This is a genomic window from Arthrobacter sp. R4-81 (assembly GCF_054792365.1).
On record NZ_CP096445.1, the window covers coordinates 3343136 to 3366538 of the forward strand.

A 23403-nucleotide genomic window follows, 5' to 3' on the forward strand; every position below is an offset into this window, starting at 1 on the left:
GCGGAGGTCTGTTGCGACCTTCAACGCCGGCCAGCCTTTTGCGGCTGCCCTTCACGAAGGAGATTCAGACCCAGTCGATAACGGAGACTGCGGTATTGATCCGTAAGTTACCGGAACTCACGGCCGCTCTCCCTCGCCAAGGTATCGTCAAGAAGTTTACCAGCGTCGGGCCCGATTCCTGAAAACGGGCCCGACGCCGGCTTGTGCCGTCAGCCGGCAAAGCCGGCAATTGTTGCCGGCTGCGCTCAGGCGTTGCCGTCGAACAGGCTCGTCACCGATCCGTCGTCGAACACTTCGCGGATGGCCCGGGCAATCAACGGTGCGATGGAGAGCACTGTGAGTTGGGGGAAGCTCTTGTCGGCGGTGATCGGCAGGGTGTTGGTGACCACAACTTCGCGCGCTCCCGACTCGGAGAGCCGGCGTGCGGCCGGATCAGAGAACACGGCGTGGGTGGCGGCGATGATGACGTCCTTGGCCCCGGCGTTCTTGAGGACCTGGACCGCACCGGAGATGGTACCGCCGGTGTCGATCATGTCATCGATAAGAACGCACGTCCGGCCCTCAATCTGGCCCACCACGGTCTTGGAGACCGCCTGGTTGGGAACAGTGAGGTCGCGGCTCTTGTGGACGAAAGCCAGCGGTGCGCCGCCCAGGCGTTCCGCCCATTGCTCGGCAACGCGCACACGTCCGGTGTCCGGGGACACCACCGTGATGTTGTCAGCGTCCACGCGGGTGCGGATGTAATCGGCCAGGAGCGGGATGGCCATCAAGTGATCCACGGGGCCATCAAAGAACCCTTGGATCTGGGAAGTGTGCAGATCCACACTCATGATGCGGTCAGCACCGGCCGTTTTGTACAGATCAGCGATCAGGCGGGCCGAAATGGGCTCGCGGCCGCGGCCTTTTTTGTCCTGCCGCGCATACGGGTAGAAAGGGGAGACCACGGTGATGCGCTTCGCGGAAGCCCGCTTCAGCGAATCAATCATGATCAGCTGTTCCATCAGCCAGTTGTTCAGCGGAGCCGGATGCGCCTGGATAACGAATGCATCGGTGCCGCGAACGCTTTCGCCGGCGCGTACGTAGATCTCGCCGTTCGCGAAATCATAGGCGTCAACTGGCAGCAGTTCTGTGCCGAGCTCCTTGGCGATCTCGCGGGCAAGGTCGGGATGAGCCCGCCCAGCAGCGAGTACCAGCTTCTTCTCGCCGCGCGCCGTAATTTCGGTCATGGTTGCTTGCCCTCTTCTGTTGATGCCGGAGTATTTGAGGAATCTTCGCGGTGGGCTGCTTCTTCCGCCAGCTTTGCCGAGACGCTGCCTGGCCTGTTCGCTGCCACCCAGCCTTCGGCGTTGCGCTGCTTAGCCAGCGACAGAGCCAGTGCCCCGGCGGGAACGTTCTGCCGCACGACGGCGCCCGCTCCGGTGTAGGCTCCGTCGCCTACCTCGACAGGGGCCACGAAAACTGTATTTGAACCCGTCCGTACACCGGAGCCGATCACCGTGCGGTGCTTTTTCTCGCCGTCGTAATTTGCGGTGATGTTCCCGCAGCCGATGTTGGTGTCTTCACCGATCTCAGCGTCACCGGCATAACCAAGATGGGAAAGTTTAGAGCCGCGTCCGATCGTGACGTTTTTGGTTTCGTAGAACGCGCCGATCTTGCCCGTCTCGCCCAGGACGGTGCCGGGCCGGAGGTAGGTAAACGGCCCGACGTTCGAACCGGCTCCAAGAACCGCCCCGGAGCCGTGGGTCCGGATGACGGTGGCGCCCTCCCCCACCGTCACGTCGGTCAGCGTGGTGTCGGGGCCGACGACGGCGTCCCTCGCCACGTGCGTGGCGCCGTGAAGCTGGGTATTGGGCAGCAGCCGCACATCTTCCTCAAGGATCACAGTCGAGTCGATCCAGGTCGTCGCGGGGTCAACAACGGTGACCCCTGCCCGCATCCACGCCTCGACAATGCGGCGGTTGTGCTCTGCACGCAGCGCGGAGAGCTGGACCCTGTCATTCGCGCCTTCAACCTGCCAGCGGTCCGAGGTGACCACGGCCGCAACGCGTCCGCCTGCCGCCCGGGCCAGGCCGAGGACATCGGTCAGGTACTTCTCGCCCTGGGCGTTGTCCGTGGTGATGTGGCGCAACGAATCCCGCAGGACTGCTGCGTCGAAGGCGTAGATTCCAGAATTGATCTCGCTGATGCCCAACTCGACGTCGGAAGCATCTTTATGTTCGCGGATCCCTGCGACAGTTCCATCGAGGTCCCGGAGAATCCGGCCGTAACCTGTGGCGTCGTCGAGTACAGCCGTCAGCACGGTGACAGCGTTCCCCTCCGCTTCGTGGACCGAGATCAGCTCGGAGAGCAGTTCCCCGGTCAGGAGCGGGACATCACCGTAGGTGACTACAACAGTTCCGGTGAGCGGCGCGGTGCTGTCCAGGGCTTCCAAGGCAACTTCGACAGCGCGGCCGGTGCCGGGAAGATCGTCCTGATCCACGATCAACGCGGAAGGATCCAGCTCGTTCAGGTGGGAAGCGACAAGATCACGTTCATGGCGGACCACCAGAGCCAGCTGCTTCGGGTTGACGGAGCGGGCAGTGTGGAGGGCGTGCCCCACAAGCGAACGTCCGCCAATTTCGTGAAGGATTTTTGGTGTGCGCGATTTCATCCGGGTACCGGCACCTGCAGCCAGGACGATCACGGCGGCGGGACCAGTATTTACGGGGCTCACGTACAGGGTCTCCTTGCTAGATTGCTCGGTGGATCGCGCGTTCAGTGTGCTTCGTGCTGGCCTATGATGCGGCATGCGATCCGGAGCTGCAGTCCGGTCGCGGCATCAAGATCATCCTACTGGACACGCTTTCATACCGGCCCGGGTTTCCGGTGACCCGGCTACTGCGGCAGTTCCGCCCATAGGATTCGAACCTATACTCCACGGCTCCAAAGGCCGGGGTGCTGCCATTACACCAGAGCGGACCGCGCCTCGGAGTGAAGCCCCGCGGCACGAGAATCAATTCTGCCATGAACGTCGGCGCACACGCGACTCAGCACCCCAGACGCCTCCCCCGGCCACCCCGCCTGATAGGGCATGATGGAGCAGTGAGCAAGAGCGCAGGCTTTCCCCGCGGGGCACAGAACCCAACCGGCACGCCGGCCGGGGAGCCCCGCCACACCCCGCGCTCCAGAATGACAGGTCTGCAGCGACGCACCCAGCTGATTGAAGTGGGACGCGGGCTTTTCGCAGTCCGCGGACTTGATGGAACCACGATCGAGGAAATCGCCGCGGCCGCAGGAGTGTCCAAGCCTGTCATCTATGAGCACTTCGGGTCCAAAGAGGGCCTCTACACGCAAGTAGTGGAATGTGAGTTCCGCATCCTCCTGGCATCCATCAATGAAGCCCTGACAGAGGAAGCCAAGCCCAGGGTTTTGGTGGAACGTGCGGCGTTGGCCCTCCTTACCTATATCGAGGACCGGACGGACGGGTTCAGAATCCTGATGCGCGACGCGCCGCCGTCCCAGCCGGAGGGCGCCTTCTCCACCTTGCTTTCCCATGTCACTGCACGCGTGGAGCACATCCTTGCCGACGAGTTTGCCCGCCGCGGCTTCAGCTCGGCCGACGGCGCAATGTACGCCCAGATGCTCGTGGGCATGGTGGCAATGACCGGGCAGTGGTGGCAGGACAGCCGCCAGCCGGACAAACGCGAAGTAGCCGCCCACCTCGTGAACCTGGCATGGAACGGTCTCACAGGCCTGCAAAAGGAACCAGAGCTCCACAGCGAGGGCTAATCCACCCGTCCCCCGCTCCCCCGCACCTACGCGATGCGCTCCTACACGAAGGTCCCCCGCACCGCTCTTGCCGACCGTTCCACAGCGTGAGGTGACTTCCATCGCCGGAACCGGTTCTTCCGAAAGGAGCGCATCGCGGCACATCGGAGCGCGGAGGTCGCCCCGCGACCGAGCGCTCCCTATGTGCTGTGTCTAAGCGACGCGGAAGGGCCGGTTCAGGCACCCAGGGCGAGCAGAGGATGTCACTTGCTGCCACACCCAACGATGAGAAGAGACTATTCGCCGAGGACTTCCAGGGCTTCCAGCCATTCGAGCTCGAGGGCTTCCCGGTCGTCCGCCAGGGTCTTCAGCTTCTTGTTGAGCTCAGCCATGGCGTCGAAGTCGTTGTCGGCTGTGCTCTTAACCATCTGCGCGTGGATCTTTTCCTCTTGCTGGCTGACTTTGCCGAGCTGGCGTTCGATCCTGTTCTTGGCCTTGCGGGCGTCCCGCTTCTCAGCTTCGGACGCTCCGGGCGCCGCCGGACCGGTGCTGCCGCTTGCTGCGATTACGGGATTGCCGCCTCCAGTGATGGTGGAACCGGCGAGTGCCGATTCGCGCAGTTCCAGGTACTGATCCACGCCGCGGGGCAGGGCGCGGATCTTGCCGTCGCCCAACAGTGCCATCTGGTGATCGGTGGCGCGCTCCAGCAGATAGCGGTCGTGGCTGACCACGACGAGGGTTCCTGGCCAGCCGTCGAGGACATCCTCGACGGCGGCGAGAGTATCGGTATCGAGGTCGTTGGTGGGCTCATCCAGCATGAGGACGTTGGGCTCGCCCACCAGCAGCCGCAGGAGTTGCAGACGTCGTCGTTCTCCACCGGAGAGGTCGCGCACCGGTGTCCACTGCTTCTGGTTGGTGAAGCCCAACTGCTCCACGAGTTGTCCGGCCGTGAATTCCTTGCCGCCGACGTTGAAGGAGCGCTTTTCGCGCTCAATTACCTCGATCACGCGAAGGTCGGCGACGTCGTCGAGCTCCTTAACCTCCTGGCTCAGCACAGCCGTGACTACTGTCTTGCCGCGCTTGACCTTTCCAGAAGTCGGCTGGATCTCTCCACTGAGCAGCTTCAGGAGAGTGGTCTTCCCTGCCCCGTTTACGCCTACGAGTCCGAGCCGCTCTCCAGGAGCAAGCCGCAAGGTGATGTTGTCAAAGAGTTTCTGGCCGGGTTCCCCGCCCAGGAAGTCCAGGGTGACGTTCTCCAGATCCAGAACGTCTTTGCCCAGGCGGGCGGTGGCCATCTTGCTCAAGGCCATGGAGTCCCGAGGCTCAGGGACGTCGGCGATCAGCTCATTGGCTGCTTCGATCCGGAACTTGGGCTTGGCGGTCCGGGCCGGCGCACCGCGCCTCAGCCAGGCAAGTTCCTTCTTTACGAGCTGTTGCCGCTTGCTTTCCATGACGGAGGCGGACCGATCGCGTTCGGCGCGTGCCAGGACATAAGCCGCGTAGCCGCCGTCAAACGGGTCCACGATGCCGTCATGGACTTCCCAGGTCTTGGTGCAGACTTCGTCAAGGAACCAGCGGTCGTGGGTAACCACCAGGAACGCGCCCTGGTTGGTCCGCCACCTGGTCTTGAGGTGCCGGGAGAGCCAGGCGACTCCTTCGACGTCGAGGTGGTTGGTGGGCTCGTCGAGCATGATGACGTCGTGGTCTTCGATCAGCAGCTTCGCCAGTGCCACTCGCCGCTTTTGTCCGCCGGACAGGGCATGGACGTTTGCGTGCCAGTCGACGTCCGAGACGAGTCCTCCCATGACTTCGCGGATCTGGGGGTTGCGGGCCCACTCGTAGTCGGCCTGATCCCCCACTATGGCGGCACCCACCGTCAGGTCGCCGTCGAGCACGTCACTCTGGTCCAGGTAACCGACGTTGACGTCGCCACGCTTGGTCACCCGGCCTGAATCGGGGGTCGAGCGCATCGAGAGCAGGCGCATCAGGGTCGATTTGCCGTCACCGTTCCGGCCTACCATGCCGATCCGGTCGCCTTCCTCCAGGCCGAGGGTAATGCCGTCGAGAACGGTGCGGGTTGCATACGAGACCGTGAGGTTCTCGCCGCCGAGCAGGTGTGCCACTGGGAACTGCTTTCTTAGGAAAAGGTCAAAACTGTCAAAAGCTACTAAAGGAGCGTATCGGAGATGATCCTGGCACCAGATACCGGGCCATGGACAGCCTGGGCATTGAGGCCATGGTGGCGAAGGTCTTCCGCGAGGCCCTCTGCTGCTGTGGGATTACGGGCCAGCAACGCCACCGTTGGGCCGGAACCGGATACGAGGCCGGCGATGGCGCCACGGGATTCACCGAGTCCAAGGGTATCCCGCAGCCCGGGCGCCAGTTCAAACGAGGCGCGCTGCAGGTCATTGACCATCACCCGGCTGAGGGCGTCGGCGTCGCCGCTCCGCAGCGCCTTAAGGATCTTGGGATCGACGGCGGTGGGCTCATCAATCGGGAGTCCTTCCGCGTCGCGCAACTTGTCCAGGGTCCGGAAAACCTCGGGAGTCGGCAGGCCAAAATCCGCTGTTACGAGCACCCAGTCCGTTTGCGCCTTGGCGAGGGCTGGCGAGAGTTCATCGCCCACGCCGAGCCCCACAGCTGTTCCGCCCAGCAGCGAAAACGGGACGTCAGCGCCGAGCTCAGCTGCCAAGTGAGCGAGTTCGTCACGGGAAAGTCCGCTGTTCCACAGTGCGTCGCAGGCCACCAGGGTGGCTGCGGCATCGGCAGAACCGCCTCCCATTCCGCCTGCAACGGGTACCCGCTTGGTGATTTCCAGATGCACGCCGGTGGAGTGCTCGGACACATCGGCCATGATCGCCGCAGCCTTATAGGCAAGGTTCCGCCCGTCGAGAGGAATGTCCACGTCGTCAAGGTCCAGGGTGCTGGCGGGGGCAATACTGACTGTAATCCCAGGGGTTGCGGTACTGGTGGCGGCTACTTCTTCATAGAGGGAAACAGCCAGGTAGACGCTTGCGACTGAGTGATAGCCGTCTTCCCGCAGCGGTCCCACACCCAGTGAGACGTTGACCTTGCCCGGAGCCTTGGCCCGAACAGTACGTGCTGCAAAGCGCCCTCTCACTGCGTTCATGAGTCCAAGCTATGGCATGGCAGGGCGGCGCTCCAAGAAACACCGGGGCGCAGGAACTCACACTTCCTGGATCGCATGGGCTTCTGCGATCCTGGCAAAGCCAGTGATATCTATGACCTCGCCACGCGCTGACGGGTCGATGCCTGCCGCCCGCAGGCACCGTTCGGCTTCCACCGCGCTTCCGGCCCATCCGGCGAGGGCAGCGCGAAGTGTTTTGCGGCGCTGGGCGAATGCGGCATCAATGACTGCGAACACCTGTTCCCGGCTGGCTGTCGTGACGGGGGCTTCCCTGCGGGTGAAGGATACGAGGCCCGAACTGATCTTTGGAGCGGGCCAGAAAACGTTCATGCCGATGACGCCGGCCTTCCGCATGCTGCTGTACCAGGCAGCCTTCACAGACGGCACGCCGTAGGTCTTCGAGCCAGGGCCGGCAGCCAAACGGTCCGCCACTTCATCCTGGACCATCACCAGGCCGTGCCGAAGGCTTGGGAAGTGCTGCAGGAGGTGAAGCACGACGGGGACCGCCACGTTGTAGGGCAGGTTGGCCACCAGCGCGGTCGGTTCCACCGGCAGGCTTGTCACCTTCATGGCGTCCGCAAGTACCAGGTGAAAGTCATCGGCGGCATGCGGGCGCCACGCCTTCACGGTTTCCGGCAGTTTTCCGGCCAACAGAGGATCGATTTCGACGGCGACAACGGCTTTGGCTGAGTCCAGCAAACCCAGGGTCAGTGAGCCTAGTCCGGGGCCAACCTCAAGCACTGTTTCATCAGCATGAATGTCGGCCACAGAAACGATCCGGCGGATGGTGTTTCCGTCAATGACGAAGTTTTGACCGAGGGTCTTGGTGGGACGGACCCCGATCTCCTCAGCAAGCCTGCGGATGTCGGAGGCGCCCAAAAGGGGTGCGGGCGCCGCGGTGCCGGGCGTAGCGGGAGTCGGTTCAGTCACCTAGGTATCCTATCCCGTCAGGCCAGGCCGGCCGTGGCCGTGGAGACGGGAAAGGCCGGGCCCGGATTGATCCCGGCCCGGCCTTGCGTCCCTTACCGCTGTGGTCAGCTGCGGTAAGGGACCTGCCTTCTTTACTTGCTTGAGCTTGTCAGCTGGTGGCTGCCCAGCCGCAACCCCAAGGCTGGAGTCCACGCTGCGCATAGACGCGGTTGGCGATGTCGATCTGCTGGGCTTTTGTTGCCAGGCTGGCATTTGACGCGTAGGCCCCGCCGCCCGAACCGATCCAGGTCTGGATATCGAACTGAAGTCCGCCATAGTAGCCGTTTCCGGTGTTGATGGACCAGTTTCCGCCGGACTCGCACTGGGCGATCTTGTCCCACATCGCTTCATTCATCATTGCCGGAGCCGCTGCCCCGGTGCTGGTGCCGGCCGGGGCCGCTACAGGTGCTGCCACTTTGGTCCCTACCGTCACTTTTTCAGTGACGGGCTGGGAAGTGACGTTCTCGGAGACGAGGGTCCGGGAGGCTTCGCGTCCATCAACAAGAACCAGCTTGAAGGTCTTGTCAACCTTGCCGGCGGTGCCGGCCTGGGTGACCTTCTTCTCCCCCTTGGGCAGGTCAGCGCTTTCCGAAGACAGGGTCTCAAAAGGGATCTCTTCGGAGGTGGTGGCAGTCTTGCTGGCGTCAACCCGGGAAACCTTGATGACCATGTCGCTCACAACCGGGGCGTGGGCGGGCTGCGAACTGCGATCGCTTGCGCCGAGGACGATGCCTGCATCCTCGAGAACGTCGGCGACAGTGGGGGCTGTCGTGGTGGTTTTGCTCGCTTTGCCGTCTGCCACAATGCTTACGTTCTTTGGTGTGGAGATAGTGACAAACGATCCAGAGACGGCCAGTTGCGAGTCCTTCGGAACAGACACGGAGGATGAACTGGCCACCCCAAGCTCGGTGACGAGGCCTTCGACGTTTGCAGAAGTGGTGCTGACTGTCTTTTCCGCGCCGTCCAGGTTGATCTTCACTGCCTTGACGCGGTTGACGTTGATGACTGAGCCGTTTTCAACCATTGCATCCGCCGAGGGGGATACACGGTCTGCTGCCTGCAGTTCCACCTTGGCGGCCTTTACCACTTGACCGACAGTGCCTCCGAACGTCTGGACGGAGCTTACCTGGCCGTCAACGTTCAGTGTGATTGTTTTGTTGTTGCCGACAAAGGCCACGAGTCCCAGAACGAGTGCAGCAAGCACCACCAGCTGTGTACCGACCTTGACGACGCTTAGCTTGCCGTCGGAAGTGAATAGTTTGACCACGATTGCCCGTAACTTTTGAACCATCCGGGCACGGGGAATAACGCACACGCCTATTGCAAACTCGATTGCCCTCAGGGCAAAGCCGGACATCGTCCGAAAGCTTGCAGCACGCCTGTGCGCCGCCACACTTGAGCTCCCCGCGCGCGCGAACGGTGCGGCACGGAGAGTAGTGAATTATCCGAAGGCCTTCCCCGACCCCGGCTAATAGTTGTCCACTGTAACCGAAGCGTTATAAAGCAACCAAGAATTTTGCATACCCGGTATAGTCAGCATCCCGTCAGGAGGGCAGGCAGTTCAGTCCCAAGAGCCGTAAGCCCGCAAGGTATTTGCAGCAATTCCAGAGCACAGTCCGGACAGCTCGGAGCCTGTCAATTCCGCCATCGCGCGGACTGTGTAAGGAATCATGTAGCTGGCATTCGGGCGGCCACGGAACGGGTGTGGGGTCAGGTAAGGGGCATCGGTTTCAACCAACACCCGCTCCGGTTCGGCTATTGCAAGTGCCCTCCGGAGATCGCGGGCGTTCTTGAATGTCAGCGTCCCGGCGAAGGACATGTACCAGCCCTCGTTGTTGCAGATTCGCGCGAGGTCCTCATCGCCGGAAAAGCAGTGGAAAACCACCCGTGACGGGGCGCCTTCTTCCTTCAGGACCTGAACGACGTCGTCATGGGCATCACGGTCGTGGATCTGCAGCGTGAGGTCCAGCCGCTTGGCGATATCGATGTGGCGTCGGAAGGAGTAACGCTGATGGGCAAGGCCTTCCCCCTCCGTACGGTAGAAATCCAGTCCTGTCTCACCGATGGCGCGGATCCTGGGATGCGAAGCAAGCGTTTCTATTTCCGAAAGGGCATCCTCGAGTTCCCCTTTCCGGGCGTACTCGGGTGCGTCATTGGGGTGAATCGCCACCGCCCCCAGGAGGCGGGAATCCCCTTCCACTGCCTGAACGGTAAACCGTGAGGACTCAAGATCGCATCCCACCTGGACAGCGCCCTGGACCCCAACAGCTGCGGCCGCATCCAGGGCGGCAGAGACATCCACTGTCAGGGATCCCGAACGGAAATCCAGATGCGTGTGATTGTCCATGACTGGTACGGGGAGCGGTTCGGGCGCGGGCGGGTAGCCGTGTCTGCCGGAACCGTCGCTGCCAGGCTCGCGGAAGGGCACGGGAGTCAGCGGGTTGAGCATCCCTCTACCTTAACCGGGCCAAGTCCCCAGATTTACCCGGAACTCTCTGTTAGGCCCGGCAGTTGTGTTAGTAGTCTGGTACCAAGACAGGCACACACCCGTTGGCGGGCGCCGGCTGTCCCAGCCGTCCCGTCGAGTTCCCCCAGGGCTGAAAGGTTGCCGATGGACCCCCAGCGACACATCACCGTAGATGAAGCGCTTCCCGAAAGGCAGGGCCTGGCTGTTGCTGCGGCAGCGGCCGGGCACGTGAACGGACATCGGCCCGCAGCGATGCGGGCCGAGGCCTTCCACGCTGCCAGCGAGCGGATTCTGACGGCCATCAACACTGTGATCGACGGGAAGGCAGACGCCGCCAAGCTCGCCCTGACCGTTTTGTTGGCCCAGGGCCACCTGCTGCTGGAAGATGTGCCGGGAGTAGGCAAGACGCTCCTGGCCAAGACGCTGGCGCGCACCATTGACTGTTCCGTCAGCCGCATTCAGTTCACCCCGGACCTCCTGCCCTCGGACGTCACGGGCGTGTCGATCTACAACCAGGCCTCACGGCTTTTCGAGTTCCGGCCGGGAGCGGTGTTCGCCAACATCGTGATCGGCGATGAGATCAACCGGGCATCTGCCAAAACCCAGTCGGCACTTCTGGAGTGCATGGAGGAGCACCAGGTCACGGTGGACGGCGATTCGTACCATCTGGATGAGCCGTTCATGGTGGTGGCAACTCAAAATCCGATCGAGATGGAGGGAACCTATCCCCTTCCCGAAGCGCAGCGGGACAGGTTCATGGCACGGATTTCCATGGGATACCCGGATAAAGACTCCGAAATAGAGATGCTGGAGACGCATCAGGCAACGTCTCCCCTGGCCAGGGTCTCAGCTGTGGTTACGGCGGCTGACGTCGCTGCAATGATCACCACGGTGCAGCAGGTGTATGTTTCCCAGGCCGTGAAGGAATATACGGTTGCCATCGGGCGGGCCACCCGGGAAAGCGCCCTTCTGCGCCTCGGAGCGAGCCCCCGCTCCCTGCTTCAATTGCTGCGGGCCGCCAAGGCCACAGCCGCCTTGGAAGGAAGGGACTTTGTTCTTCCGGATGATGTGATGGGTATTGCCGAATCGGTCCTCGCGCACAGGATCATCCTGGACCGGAAAGCGGCCAGCATCGGCGAAAGCCCGCAAAGCGTCATCCGGGGAATCCTCGCCAAAATTCCGGTCGAACAGGATGTTGCCCTCTCCGCGGCGAGGTTGGCTGGGCAACGCGGACTGGATCCGGGGCAAACCCTGCGGAACCGCAGTTAGCAGGAACGCACGTTGGCTCTCCTCGATCACCTTCCCAAGCACATTTTCAGTACCCGCGGCTGGGGCCTCCTGGCCACCGGCGTTCTGGCACTCCTGCTCGCGCAAGTGATGGGGCGGCGCGATCTCCTCACATTGGCCCTGTTGTTCATCCTGTTGCCGCTTGTGGCGCTGCTCGGAGTCAGGATCCTGAAGCCTAGGTTCCAGGTCTACCGGGAGTTCAACCCCTCCACCGTTGAAACCTCCGCCACCACAACCGTCAGGCTTGCCGTGGCGCGGACCGGGGCAGGCGCGGGTGTTGTGGTCATGGAGGAGAAGCTTCCGCCGCGGTTCGGGGAGTCCCCGGCATTCCGGTTCCCTGCCCGCTCCGCAGTCGGCGGAACCAGCCGCTACGAGTACCACCTGCGGTCCGGGAAGCGCGGCCAATTCACCATCGGCCCGGTCACAGCGGAATTCAGTGATCCCTTTGGGCTCTCCCTCCACCGCCATTCCATTGACGACGGCGACACGCTCACCGTGACTCCCGCCGCCGTCGAACTGCCCATGACTGGGCTCGCGGGTGCCCGCGGCAGCGACGGAGTGACCGCCACGCGGATCCGGGCCAATCCGAGTGATGATGACGTCATGACACGGGAGTACCGCCACGGTGACCCCATGCGGAGGGTGCACTGGGCAGCAACAGCGCGGCACGGCGAGCTGATGGTGCGGCAGGAGGAATCAGTCACGACGCCGGAAGCCACCGTCATTCTCGATCAGAGGTACACCGCTTTCCACAACGGTCTTGGTTCGGTCTTCAGTGGAGCACATGGAGATCCCGGCCAGGAACTCGTCACCAGCGACACCTTTGAATGGGCCGTTACAGCGGCAATGTCCATCAGCGCCCACCTGGCTGAGCGAAACTACGTGCTTCGGTTCCTTGATGCGCACGGGGATCCTGCCTTCCTTCACTCCCCTTCGGCGCCCGACCCGGAGTCTGAGGACTTCAGCGGAGCCGCCGGACTGCAATCCGTCGCAGAAAGCCTCGCAGCAATCCAGCTTTCAGGTTCCCATCACATCCGCCGGGACTCCGGCCGAAGGGAAAGCGGGAGAAGAAATGGGGACCGCAGGGAGAGTGACACGGATGGCGAGAACCGGGAAACCCGGGAAAACTCCCTCCCGGTTGAGACCGGTCCCCGCCCATTTGACGACAGACTGATCGACAAGCTTTCCGCCCACCGCCTCCGGGGACCTCTCCTGGCCATCCTGGGAAAGGTGACCCTGCAGGAAGCCCGATCGCTGTCACAGGCAGCGGCCTTCGGCGCCAACGCCTTTGCCATCGTCATCACCGATCATCCGGAGGCTTCACACGATGCACTGGAGGCGCTGCGGCTTGGCGGCTGGCGGGCCATCGCGGTCAAGGCAACTACGTCCCTGCCCGCAGCCTGGGTCTCATTCGATGAGGGCGATGCCGCAGGCTCCACCGCGGCCGCTGATGTACGGCGTGGAGCAGGAGTAGACCGATGACCTTGACGCCACAACGGGCAGACACCTCAGCACCGGCGCTGGTCCTGGCTCCAACCGAGCCCGGCCGAGGTGCCCCTCGCCGTGTAGGCCCCTACCCTTGGGCGATGGCGGCGGCCGTGGCGCTGGCCGTGAGTGGTGCCGCCTTGTCACTTAACGGGGTGTTGCGCGGCTGGGCCTGGTACATGCCCGTCGTGACCACCGTGATTGTTGTGGTGGTTGCCATGGCGTTGCTGCGCGCGGTCCGGGCCCAACCGCTGCTGGTTGCTGCAGGCGGCTTCGTCTCCCTGGTCCTTATCCTGACCTTCACCTTTTTCCGAAGGAACAGCATCGCCGGATTCATTCCATCCGGCGAAACGACGGAGATGCTGGGGCTGTACGTGCGCAGGGCCACGGAAACAGTCCTCGCCGAAAGTGCCCCCGTCGCCCCCAACGTTGGCATCGTACTGGTCACCTGCGCTGTTCTGGGGCTGGTGGTAATCCTGGTCGATGCGCTTGCCGTCCCCCTCGGGATGCCCGCCACGAGCGGTCTCGGATTGCTTGCGGTCCTGGTGGTTCCGGCCATGATCAAGCCCCAGAGCGTCGGGCTTCTGGCGTTCATCGTCACCGCAGCTGGCTACCTGATGATCGTGGGTTGCAGCCAGTGGTTCTCAGCCAACCGCCTACAGGTGGGAGCGGGCAGGAATCCGGGGCAGTTCAAGCGCGCTGCCATGACAGGCGGTGTGGCGCTCCTTGCCACGCTCCTGATGCAACCACTGATTCCAGGGTTCGAGAGGGGCACGTTTCCGCAAGGGTCACGTTTGAACCCGTGGGGTTCATCAAGTGGCCTTAACCCCATGATCAGCCTGGGCAACAGCCTTCGAAGCCCGACCGGGGAGGGACGGATTACGTATGCCTCCACGACTACCTCGCCGCTGTATCTCAGATCAGTAACGGTGGACCGGTTCGACGGGGAGTCGTGGGCGCCTGATGACCGTGATGACACGCGTCGGGGAGGCGTGGCAAGGCTGGATCCGGGCTACGAGATCAGCGCCACCGAGATGGCCCGCAGCATTACGGTCATCAACGCAGGGCAATTCACCAGCCCGTATCTTCCTGTGCCATATGCACCTGCGGGTGTGAACGGCCTGGATGGCAGGTGGAGCTGGGATCCTTCCACACTGAGCATCAAGGGCGTTGACACCAATTCCCGGGGCCAGCAGTACGTGGTGGTCTCCAGCATGCCCACCTTGACAGCAGACCGGCTGGCCAGGTCGTCCGCTCCTGTACGGGGGATTTCAGACGATTTCATCCGCCCGCCGGCAGGGGTCCCGGACATCGTCCGGACCACGGCCGACACAATTACCCGGGAAAGCAACACATCGTATTCCAAGGCCCTGGCAATCCAGAGATACCTTCGTTCGTCAGAGTTCACCTATTCGCTGGAATCGCCTGTCCAAGGTGGCTATGACGGCAACGGGCTGTCCGTCCTGGCCGATTTCCTCGCCCAAAAGAGCGGCTACTGCATCCACTACGCGTCCGCGATGGCTGTCATGGCCCGGCTTGAGGGTATCCCCAGCCGTATCGCCGTGGGTTATGCCCCGGGCAGGCCAACCGGGCAGACAGTTTCGCTGGCAGGGCAGGGCGCCGTGCCTGAGTATGAGGTGGACGCCCGGGATGCGCATGCGTGGCCAGAGCTGTACTTCGAAGGCCTGGGCTGGGTTCCGTTCGAACCGACACCCTCACGCGGAGTGGTTCCGGCTTACGCCTCGGAGACAAGCATCTCCGGCGGGGCCAGTACGAACCAGAACAATGACGACCTGATCCCGTCAGGCGCTGCCAGCGCCGCACCGCTTCCCAGCACCGCACCGGTGCCTCTTCCCAGCGGTGGGGCCGCTGGGGCTGCCGGCTTCCAGCTGCTGCCGTTTCTCTATGGTGCCTTGGGCGTCCTGCTGCTCGGCTTGCTCCTGGCTTCGCCGCGGCTGATTCGCACGGGGCTGCGCTCCCGCCGGCTAAGGCCAGGCCCTGCGGCCAGCGACGACGCTGCACTGCAGTCCTGGGCCGAGCTCCGCGATTTGGCCATTGACTACGGTGTACCGCCGCGGCCCAGCGAGACTCCCCGCCATTTCTCCGCCCGCCTACGCCGATCAGGAGCGCTGGGCGAGGAAGACGGCAGGGACGGTGCAGCCCATCGGGCCGTTGATTCGCTGGTGCAGGATTTTGAGCGCCGGGAGTATGGGCGGCCCCTGCGGTCACAAGCTGCACCCGGCGAGTCCCGGCCCGGTGGAACTCCTGCGGCAATAGCTGCCGCCCGGATAGACCTGATCATCGCTGCCCTGCGGGCTAATGCGCGGCGGCTGGTGAGGTTCCGGGCATCGTGGCTCCCGCCTGCCGTGATGGACCGCTGGCTGTCCACCCTCGGCACGCCATTCCGTGCAGTCTCCCGGAACGTTGCCTCCTGGCGGCGGGCCGCCGCACGAACATTGGTAAGGACGCGCGACGGCCTGCGCCGGGTCAGGGAAGGCTAGCCAGGGAAGGCTGGCTGGAACGCCTGATACTGGAAGCCGGAGCGGAAGAGGCTATCCCGCGTAGGGATCAGCAATGCCGATGTACTGCGTGTAGAGGTACTCCTCGATGCCTTCGAGACCGCCTTCCCGCCCGAGACCGGACTGCTTCACGCCGCCAAAGGGAGCTGCGGCATTGGAGACGACGCCGGCGTTCAGGCCCAGCATTCCCGTCTCGAGGCGTTCTCCCATCCGAATACCGCGGTTGAGGTCCCTCGTGTATACGTAGGCCACCAGCCCGTATTCGGTGTTGTTGGCAAGACGGACGGCTTCATCTTCGGAGTCGAACGTGATGATCGGGGCTACCGGTCCGAAGATTTCTTCAGACAGGATCCGGGTGCCCTCCGTGACGCCCTTTAGGATGGTGGGCTGGTAGAAGTAGCCGGGGCCATCCACCGGGGCGCCGCCCGTTACGGTAACGGCTCCGGCAGCAACAGCGTCGGACACAAGTTCGTGCACCTTGTCCCTGCTCTTGGCGTCGATGAGGGGGCCGACCTTCGAGTTTTCTTCGGTTCCACGCGCTGTGGTCATTCCGGCCATTTTTGCCGCAAACTTTTCCGCGAATTCATCAGCCACTGACTCGTGCACAATGAAACGGTTGGCAGCAGTGCAAGCCTCGCCCATGTTCCGCAGCTTGGCGAGCATTGCCCCTGCCACTGCTGCGTCGACGTCGGCATCCCCGAACACCACAAAGGGTGCGTTCCCACCGAGCTCCATGGACGTCCTGAGGACGGTCTCCGATGCGTCCGAAAGCAGACGGCGGCCAACCTCAGTGGAGCCGGTGAAGGAGAGCTTCCTGAGGCGGGAGTCCTTGATCAGGGGGCCTGTGGTGGCTCCCGCCGTCGAGGTGGGGATGACGTTCAGGACGCCTGCCGGCAGCCCTGCCTCCATCATGACGGCTGCGAAGAGCTGGGAGGTGAGCGGGGTGAGGTTCGCCGATTTGAGCACCATCGTGCAGCCGGCAGCGACCGCCGGGGCGATCTTTCGGGTAGCCATGGCCAGCGGAAAGTTCCACGGCGTGATCAGCAGGCACGGCCCTACCGGCTTCTTCTGGACCAGGAGCCGGGACTTTCCATCAGGGGAGACTGAATAGCGTCCGAAAGCCCGGACTGCTTCCTCAGAGAACCAGCGCAGGAATTCTGCACCGTAGGTGACCTCGCCGCGGGCTTCGGCCAGGGGCTTGCCCATCTCGAGGGTCATCAACAGGGCAAAGTCATCGGCGCGTTCCGTCACAAGCTCGAACGCGCGACGCAGAATTTCCCCGCGCTCGCGGGCAGGAACCTTGGCCCAGGATTCCTGGGCAGCAGCGGCGGCATCAAGTGCTGCCGCGCCATCCTCTGGTCCGGCGTCGGCGATGCTGACCAGGGTGTTCCCGGTGGAGGGATCCTCGACGTCGAACGTCTTCCCGGACGCAGCCGGACGCCACTCGCCATTGATCAAAAGTCCAGTAGGAACAGAGGACAGCAACTCGCGCTCACGCTCCGCGGTTACAGTGTGGTGTGCAGTGACAGTCACGATGACTCCCTCGTCAGCAGTTGGGTATGGGTTCAGCCAGAAGCTGGATTACTGCCACCGTACTGCCCGGTTCTCGGGGGTGTCTACGAAATTGCGCACTGTGCGAAGCGGCTACTGCTGTGCACCTGCACAGCAGTCAGCGGGCAGCCAACACGGCCGAATACAGCTCACGTTTACTGACCCTGACGTCCTCAGCTACAGCTGCCACTGCTTCCTTGAGGCGGATGCCTTGGGAGATCAGTTCGTTGACTGCGGCAACATGGTCTTCAGGCTGTCCGGGTGCTTTTTCCGGCGCCCCGCCCACCACCACAGCTATTTCTCCCCGTACTTCCTGGGTCTCGGCCCACTCCAGCAACTCGCGCAGGGTCCCGCGTATCACTTCCTCGTACGTCTTGGTGAGTTCACGGCAGACGGCCGCCTGCCGTTCAGCACCAAACCGTTCATGCAGGGCACGCAGCATTGGCTCAAGCCGGTGCGGCGCCTCGAAGAAGACCATGGTCCGGCGTTCCTGATCGAGCTCATCGAGCCGGGACGCACGCTCCCCCGACTTGCGGGGCAGAAAGCCTTCGAAGCAGAACCTGTCCGTAGGCAACCCGGACAGGGCCAGCGCAGTCAACACTGCGGACGGGCCCGGAACAGCCGTCACGGTGAGCCCTGCGGCAACCGCTCCCTCCACCAGGCGGAAGCCAGGATCTGAGACGGACGGCATGCCGGCATCTGTAACCATCACCAGGGTCTTGCCCGCCTTCACATGCTCAAGAAGCTCTCCGGTCTTTGTGGCTTCGTTGTGCTCGTGGTAGCTGATGATCCTGCCGGCGACGGTGATGTTCAGACTCTGGACGAGACGGTGCAGGCGCCTGGTGTCCTCAGCGGCGACGATGTCAGCCGTACCCAACAGCTCTATCAGCCTCGAGGATGCGTCGCCCACGTTTCCGATAGGCGTGGCCGCCAGTACGATTCGGCCCACGCCCCCGGCTCCGCTGCCCGGTTCATTGGCTGCGTCAGATGCATCCGTTGGCGCAGGACTGAGGGGAGAATTGCTGAGTTGAGGATCCACATCAACCAGCCTACTGCCGCCAAGGAGTACAGCCGTAAAAGGTAGCATGGGGCACGTGACTCAGACCTCCCTGCAGCAGCCCGTCGAGGCCGAACCCGCGGCTCCAACAGCCACGACTCCCCCTGGCGGCGGCCGCAACCTGGAAGGTCACCATTGGATCGCCCGGCCCTCGGAAGCCTTTACTCCTCATGCCTTGAGGCAACGGCTGATTGGGGAGATCCGCAGCTGGCGGGACTACCCGCCGTCGCTCCGCCTCTGGTACTGGCTGATCCCGGCCCTGACAGCAGCCGTTGCCGGGGTCCTGAGGTTCGTCCGCCTGGAATCTCCCCGGAGCCTGGTCTTCGATGAGACCTACTATGTGAAAGACGGTTATTCGTACCTGATCAGTGGCTATGAACGGAGCTGGCCGGACAAAGCCAACGATTCGTTCAACGCCGGGAACCCGGGAGTGCTGCTGGAGACCCCCGAATATGTGGTCCATCCGCCGGTCGGTAAATGGATGATTGCAGCAGGAATGTGGCTTTTCGGCCCGGATAACCCCTTCGGCTGGCGGTTCGGGGCCGCTCTCGCGGGAACTCTCTCGGTGTTCCTGATCGCCCTGATTGCGCAGAAGCTGTTCCGTTCCCTGACATTGGGCGCCGTGGCGGGAATCCTCCTCGCGGTCGACGGACACCACCTCGTCATGTCCAGGACCTCACTGCTGGATATTTTCCTGATGTTCTGGATCCTTGCCGCTTTCGGCGCCCTGCTGATGGACCGCGACGACGGCCGACGGCGGCTGGCGGTACGGCTAGGAAGGCAGGCGGCAGCCTCCAAAGACGGCAGGCCATCCACACTCGATCTCTTGTCCGGTCCCTGGCTGGGCGTCCGCTGGTGGCGGGTGGCTGCCGGCGTGTGCCTGGGGCTGGCCGTGGGCACCAAGTGGTCGGGCCTCTTCTTCGTTGCAGCCTTTGGCTTGTTGACGGTCTTCTGGGACCTCAATGCCAGACGCATCGCCGGAATCCGCGGCTGGATCAGCGGCGGGATGATCAAGGACGGCATCCCTGCCTTCCTCGGAATCGTCCCTGTGGCGGCCGTGGTGTATCTGGGGACGTGGACGGGCTGGCTGCTTTCCAAAGACGCCTACTACCGACGGTGGGCGGACACCCATCCTTCAAGCGAGTGGGGCTTGCTCCCCGGGTGGGCCCGGTCATTGGCCCACTACCACCTTGAAGCCTACAAATTTCATCAAGGACTGAGCTCGGATCATCCGTATGAGGCCAGTCCCTGGACATGGCTGGTCATGGGACGGCCCACTTCGTTCTTTTACGAGTCACCCAAAGCCGGAACGCCCGGCTGTGATGGGCCGAATTGCACGTCAGCCATACTCTCCGTGGGCAATCCGCTGATCTGGTGGAGTGCGGCGATCGCCGTCGTGATTCTGCTGTTCTGGTGGGTGGGCAGACGGGACTGGAGGGCAGGAGGCATCCTTGCCGGCGTTACCGCCGGTTATCTTCCCTGGTTCCTCTACCCGGAGCGCACCACCTTCTTTTTCTACGCCGTGTCCTTCGAGCCGTTCCTGGTTCTGGCCTTGGTCTATTGCCTGGGCCTGATGCTCGGCAAGCGCACGGACACCCTGCTCAGGAGGACGTCCGGTCTCTACTTCGTGGCGCTGTTCCTGGTCTGTGCCGTGCTTTTGTCCGCCTTCTTCTATCCGGTGTGGACCGCCGAGGTCATTTCCTACCAGCAATGGCGGTTCCGGATGTGGATGCCGTCCTGGATCTAGGAGACCACCGAGGAGCCTTTTACTGAGGCCTTGGACTCCGTCGCGCCTGCCGAGTCATCCACTCCGTTTGCAGCGGGCTTATCTTCCGACATCAGTCCGCGGCGCTTGCGTGTTGGCCAGGTCAGGATCAAGGTGATGATGGCTGTCAGCAGGACCAGGGCCGCGATGACGATCCCGGCATCTATCCAGAACTGGCCGGGGAACAGGCGGATAAGGGTGTCTTCCAGCGCGAAAGTCCAGGATCCGCTGGCGAAGAATATTCGGTGGAACTCGGTGAAGAACTGTTCCCAGCCCAGAAACGCCAGCACGCCGAGACCGATGATGATCACCAGGGTGAGAATCGACCCGGCAAACAATCCGCGGCGAACTCCCCCGGTGCTGCGGCGGCGAAGGTAGATGATGGCGATGATGCTAAGCAGCGTCAGCAGAATCCCGGCACCGAAAGCTGACAGGATCACGAGTTTGACGTCGGCCATGTGGCTGACCTCGCCGTCTTTGAACAACTGGTCCCCGCTGCGGCTTACCAGTTCGCCGAGATACCTGGGACCGGCCCAGTTCCCGAGGTAGTCCACCGTGTAGGAACCGTACGTCATCCGGTCATCAGTGCTGAAGCCATAGCCGTCACCCGGGAACCCGGGCCTGTTGTACTCCACCCACAGGAACAAAGGGCTGGTGACAGCCCGGACCGCCAGGACCAGGAGAATGACAGGGTAGAAAACCGCCAGTGCCACCTGCATGACGCGGGGCAACACGGGCTTGGACTTCGCCGCCTGTTCCCGCTCCGCATTCCTGCGCTGTACTTCTTCCTCGGGAGGACGGACTTGCAGCGCGGAGGTGGGCAGGGGCTCCCGGAAGTGCGACCCTGCCCTGCTTGGGGCACTGCCCTTGCCGGATGCCGCACCGTTGGCGGTCGCCACACCGTTGGCAGCCGCGCTGCCCTTGCCTGGTGCCACAGGCTCGGCAGCAGACTCGGCTGCCTTACGATCGGCCCTGCTGCCCGCTTGGGACAATCCGTCCGTTACGGGGTCACCGGTCTTGGGTGCGCTAATGGCTCCACTACCGCCAGCAGCCTGTGCCGGATCTGCGCTTGCTGGCGTTGCCTGAGCTGGAGATGCCTGAGCTGGAGTTGCCTGAGCTGGAGTTGCCTGAGCTGGCGTTGCCGGCTTCATCCAGTCGAACGCGGGCTCGTCGGAATCCGCTGAGGAGTCAAGATGGTGATCCTGGCGGTTAGGAGGGGTGGGTGTCTTTTCAGTCACTGCTGCATCGCTTCCATAGGGCTCCGCGTTACCTGTCGGGGGAATCGGCAACGCTACTTATCTCCTGACGAGCCTACCGTTAGGGGCTTCCGCCCGGCGAGATGCCACCCCTTCGGGGACCATTACGCTCCGGCAACGATTACGCCGGCGGCGATTGCGCCCTGCTGCAGGCCACGCGCCCAAAAGGATCAAGCGGTGATTTCGGAGTAGCCGGCATCCTGATCATTGAGATCCCCGCGTGCGCCTGACTGGTAAGCCCTCTTCCCCAGCAGAAGGGTGTACAGCCAGTAGCCGGCCAGTACTGCAGCACCGATTCCCAGTTTTGCCCACACAGGCAAGAAACTGGGCGTCACAAAGCCCTCCACGATTCCGGAAATAAACAGGACCAGGACAAGCCCCAGGGCCACCGTGATCAACGAGCGGCCTTCCCTGGCTACCGCCTGGCTCCGCGTGCGGGGACCGGGGACGATCCAGGCCCAGAAGATTTTGAGACCCGCTGCTGCAGCTATGAAGACCGCCGTTAGTTCCATCATTCCGTGCGGAAGAATGTAGCTGAAAAACACGTCCGGCTTTCCTACGGAGGCAAAAACGCCGGCAGCAACTCCGATGCCCTGGGCATTCGCGAAGAGAATCATCGGCACCCAGAAGCCCGTAATACCGAGCGCCACCGCCTGGGCGCAGATCCAGGCGTTGTTGGTCCATACGGCACCCGCAAAGGAGGCTGCAGGGTTCTCGGAGTAGTAGTTGATGAAGTCCTCCTCCACGTACTGCCTCACCCTCTCGTCGCTGCCAAAAGCGGCCCGGAGGGCTTCGGGCGAGGAGCCGATCCACCAGGCGTAGGCTGCAGCGACCACACAGAAGGCGATTCCGCACCAGAGGGTCAACCAGCGGAGACGGTAGAAGGCTGCAGGGAGTGCAATCACAAAGAAGTTCGCGACGTCGTCCATAAAGTTCGACCGAGCACCGGTAAACCTGGTGCGTGCCTGGGCGAGGGTCGCGGAGAGGGTGGCGGACAGCCCGCTTTCCGGAGCTACCGAGCGGAGCAGGGAAAGATGCGACGACGTCACCTGATAGAGGCGCAGAAGTTCGTCCGCCTCCTGGCCGGTCAGACTGCGTTTGTACGCGAGGTCATGAAGTCTTGACCACTTGTCACTGTTGACCGCAGAAAACGCATCAATGTCCACGGGACCACCCTAGCCTGCGCAATAGACTGTCAACATCAGGATCCTTGCTGAGTCAGGATTTGCTAATAGGGATGGGGCCCGGCTTTGAGTTCAATCATCACGGGCGAGGCAGTCGTCCTGGAGTTGCGTCCGGCCTCCTTCGCGGCTCGCTCCTTGGGCTTGCTGCTCGACGTTCTGGTCAACGTAGTGTTGTTCATTCTGATCCTCATCCTGATCTCCTCCCTCTGGAGCGAAATCGACGAAGCTGCTATGCGGACTGTCGTTCTGGTCAGCGTTGTGTTTTGCTTTGTGATGGTCCCGGTGGCCATTGAGACGGTGACGCGCGGACTGTCGCTGGGTAAGCTGGCGGCTGGACTAAGGATCGTGCGCGACGACGGCGGAGCCATCCGCTTCCGGCACGCCGTCATCCGGGGATTGACCGGATTCATCGAGATCTACCTGACGTTTGGTGGCCTGGCCATCGCCGTCGCTCTGTTCAACGAGAAATCCAAACGCCTCGGTGACATCCTTGCCGGTACTTACTCATTGCGTCGAAGAGTACCCGCCGAGCCGGCCCTGCCCTTGTTCGTTCCGCCTCATCTGAAGTCTTGGGTGGCTTTGGCTGATATTGGCCGGATTCCCGATGGCTCAGCTCGTCGGGCAGCCCAGTTTATGCGGCAGGCCGGAAGAATGGCGCCGGCCTCACGCATTGGCATGGCTGCCTCCCTTGCAACGGAAATTGCAGAGCACGTGGCGCCGGCCCCTCCCCCGGGAACATATCCGGAGGACTACCTCGCTGCAGTCCTTGCCGAGCGCCGGGAGCGGGAGATGAACCGCCTGGTCAAGGCCCGGGAACGCAGTAACAGGATCGGAGAACGGCTTCACCGCCTGCCCTACGGGCGGGACAGCAGCTAGGCTGGACCCCGCAGGTGGCCGCCGATGGGTTTGCGGAAATCGTACGAGCCGGCGGTTCACCGAGGCAGGTCAGTTATCGCCTCAGGGACCGC

General features: G+C 62.9%; 17 protein-coding genes and 1 tRNA gene. 6 read left to right on the forward strand and 12 right to left on the reverse strand.

Features of this window, described 5'->3' with window-relative positions; genetic code table 11:
• Nucleotides 1-245 precede the first annotated feature (245 nt).
• From M1E05_RS15425 to M1E05_RS15435, 3 genes are all read right to left on the reverse strand, one after another.
• On the reverse strand, nt 246-1226 hold the full coding sequence (locus M1E05_RS15425; protein WP_458113662.1) for a ribose-phosphate diphosphokinase: 981 nt from the start codon (nt 1224-1226) through the stop codon (nt 246-248).
• Nucleotides 1223-2713: a bifunctional UDP-N-acetylglucosamine diphosphorylase/glucosamine-1-phosphate N-acetyltransferase GlmU gene (gene glmU, locus M1E05_RS15430; RefSeq protein ID WP_458113661.1), complete on the reverse strand. Its 1491-nt coding sequence runs from the start codon at nt 2711-2713 to the stop codon at nt 1223-1225. Before glmU ends, M1E05_RS15425 begins: the two co-directional genes overlap by 4 nt.
• Before the next feature lie 173 nt (nt 2714-2886).
• A tRNA-Gln gene (locus M1E05_RS15435) sits at nt 2887-2958 on the reverse strand.
• A gap of 210 nt (nt 2959-3168) precedes the next feature.
• Between M1E05_RS15435 and M1E05_RS15440 the strand changes: the two genes are divergently transcribed.
• Nucleotides 3169-3768, forward strand: coding sequence for a TetR/AcrR family transcriptional regulator (locus tag M1E05_RS15440; protein ID WP_458114448.1), 600 nt, complete (start codon nt 3169-3171; stop codon nt 3766-3768).
• 275 nt (nt 3769-4043) lie between these two features.
• Here the strand turns inward: M1E05_RS15440 and M1E05_RS15445 are convergent, their stop codons facing one another.
• The 5 genes from M1E05_RS15445 to M1E05_RS15465 all read right to left on the reverse strand — a co-directional run bounded on the left by M1E05_RS15445 (nt 4044) and on the right by M1E05_RS15465 (nt 10313).
• Nucleotides 4044-5870, reverse strand: a complete 1827-nt coding sequence (locus M1E05_RS15445) for an ABC-F family ATP-binding cassette domain-containing protein (protein ID WP_458113660.1) — start codon at nt 5868-5870, stop codon at nt 4044-4046.
• 44 nt (nt 5871-5914) lie between these two features.
• Entirely contained in the window at nt 5915-6877 is a 963-nt protein-coding gene (locus M1E05_RS15450; protein WP_461163459.1) for a 4-(cytidine 5'-diphospho)-2-C-methyl-D-erythritol kinase, read from the reverse strand.
• A gap of 57 nt (nt 6878-6934) precedes the next feature.
• On the reverse strand, nt 6935-7825 hold the full coding sequence (gene rsmA, locus M1E05_RS15455; protein ID WP_461163460.1) for a 16S rRNA (adenine(1518)-N(6)/adenine(1519)-N(6))-dimethyltransferase RsmA: 891 nt from the start codon (nt 7823-7825) through the stop codon (nt 6935-6937).
• Nucleotides 7826-7973: 148 nt separating this feature from the next.
• Nucleotides 7974-9131 carry a ubiquitin-like domain-containing protein gene (locus M1E05_RS15460; protein ID WP_458114447.1) on the reverse strand — a complete coding sequence of 386 codons (1158 nt, stop codon included), beginning with the start codon at nt 9129-9131 and terminating at the stop codon, nt 7974-7976.
• 294 nt (nt 9132-9425) lie between these two features.
• Nucleotides 9426-10313, reverse strand: coding sequence for a TatD family hydrolase (locus tag M1E05_RS15465; RefSeq protein WP_461163461.1), 888 nt, complete (start codon nt 10311-10313; stop codon nt 9426-9428).
• Between the two features lie 162 nt (nt 10314-10475).
• Here M1E05_RS15465 and M1E05_RS15470 point away from each other — a divergent pair, with 162 nt between their 5' ends.
• From M1E05_RS15470 to M1E05_RS15480, 3 genes are read left to right on the forward strand one after another with little or no spacing between them, the layout of a single operon-like run.
• Nucleotides 10476-11600, forward strand: a complete 1125-nt coding sequence (locus M1E05_RS15470) for an AAA family ATPase (RefSeq protein WP_461163462.1) — start codon at nt 10476-10478, stop codon at nt 11598-11600.
• 12 nt (nt 11601-11612) lie between these two features.
• Nucleotides 11613-13100, forward strand: coding sequence for a DUF58 domain-containing protein (locus M1E05_RS15475; RefSeq protein WP_461163463.1), 1488 nt, complete (start codon nt 11613-11615; stop codon nt 13098-13100).
• Nucleotides 13097-15604 (forward strand): transglutaminase TgpA family protein, encoded by a 2508-nt coding sequence (locus M1E05_RS15480; protein ID WP_461163464.1) that lies wholly within the window; start codon nt 13097-13099, stop codon nt 15602-15604. The genes M1E05_RS15475 and M1E05_RS15480 overlap by 4 nt, the downstream gene beginning before the upstream one ends.
• A 51-nt stretch (nt 15605-15655) precedes the next feature.
• Here the strand turns inward: M1E05_RS15480 and M1E05_RS15485 are convergent, their stop codons facing one another.
• Entirely contained in the window at nt 15656-17155 is a 1500-nt protein-coding gene (locus tag M1E05_RS15485) for an NAD-dependent succinate-semialdehyde dehydrogenase (protein ID WP_461163465.1), read from the reverse strand.
• 136 nt (nt 17156-17291) lie between these two features.
• Nucleotides 17292-18260 (reverse strand): 16S rRNA (cytidine(1402)-2'-O)-methyltransferase, encoded by a 969-nt coding sequence (gene rsmI, locus M1E05_RS15490; protein ID WP_461163466.1) that lies wholly within the window; start codon nt 18258-18260, stop codon nt 17292-17294.
• Between rsmI and M1E05_RS15495 the strand changes: the two genes are divergently transcribed.
• Nucleotides 18259-19977 (forward strand): dolichyl-phosphate-mannose--protein mannosyltransferase, encoded by a 1719-nt coding sequence (locus tag M1E05_RS15495; RefSeq protein ID WP_461163467.1) that lies wholly within the window; start codon nt 18259-18261, stop codon nt 19975-19977. The genes rsmI and M1E05_RS15495 overlap by 2 nt on opposite strands.
• On the opposite strand, the gene M1E05_RS15500 is transcribed toward M1E05_RS15495, so the two are convergent.
• Nucleotides 19974-21233, reverse strand: coding sequence for a TIGR01906 family membrane protein (locus M1E05_RS15500; protein ID WP_461163468.1), 1260 nt, complete (start codon nt 21231-21233; stop codon nt 19974-19976). The two genes, M1E05_RS15495 and M1E05_RS15500, sit on opposite strands and share 4 nt — an antisense overlap.
• A gap of 188 nt (nt 21234-21421) precedes the next feature.
• Nucleotides 21422-22417 carry a stage II sporulation protein M gene (locus M1E05_RS15505; RefSeq protein ID WP_461163469.1) on the reverse strand — a complete coding sequence of 332 codons (996 nt, stop codon included), beginning with the start codon at nt 22415-22417 and terminating at the stop codon, nt 21422-21424.
• Nucleotides 22418-22501: 84 nt separating this feature from the next.
• Here M1E05_RS15505 and M1E05_RS15510 point away from each other — a divergent pair, with 84 nt between their 5' ends.
• Nucleotides 22502-23311 carry an RDD family protein gene (locus M1E05_RS15510; RefSeq protein ID WP_458113649.1) on the forward strand — a complete coding sequence of 270 codons (810 nt, stop codon included), beginning with the start codon at nt 22502-22504 and terminating at the stop codon, nt 23309-23311.
• Nucleotides 23312-23403: the final 92 nt, after the last annotated feature.

Excerpts from the sequence above, each read along its gene's own strand:
- M1E05_RS15480 (WP_461163464.1), top strand. The coding sequence starts at position 13,097 with ATGACCTTGACGCCACAACGGGCAGACACCTCAGCACCGGCGCTGGTC.
- M1E05_RS15470 (WP_461163462.1), top strand. The coding sequence starts at position 10,476 with ATGGACCCCCAGCGACACATCACCGTAGATGAAGCGCTTCCCGAAAGG.
- rsmI (WP_461163466.1), bottom strand. The coding sequence starts at position 18,260 with ATGCTACCTTTTACGGCTGTACTCCTTGGCGGCAGTAGGCTGGTTGAT.
- M1E05_RS15495 (WP_461163467.1), top strand. The coding sequence starts at position 18,259 with ATGGGGCACGTGACTCAGACCTCCCTGCAGCAGCCCGTCGAGGCCGAA.
- M1E05_RS15425 (WP_458113662.1), bottom strand. The coding sequence starts at position 1,226 with ATGACCGAAATTACGGCGCGCGGCGAGAAGAAGCTGGTACTCGCTGCT.
- M1E05_RS15450 (WP_461163459.1), bottom strand. The coding sequence starts at position 6,877 with ATGAACGCAGTGAGAGGGCGCTTTGCAGCACGTACTGTTCGGGCCAAG.
- M1E05_RS15440 (WP_458114448.1), top strand. The coding sequence starts at position 3,169 with ATGACAGGTCTGCAGCGACGCACCCAGCTGATTGAAGTGGGACGCGGG.
- M1E05_RS15465 (WP_461163461.1), bottom strand. The coding sequence starts at position 10,313 with ATGCTCAACCCGCTGACTCCCGTGCCCTTCCGCGAGCCTGGCAGCGAC.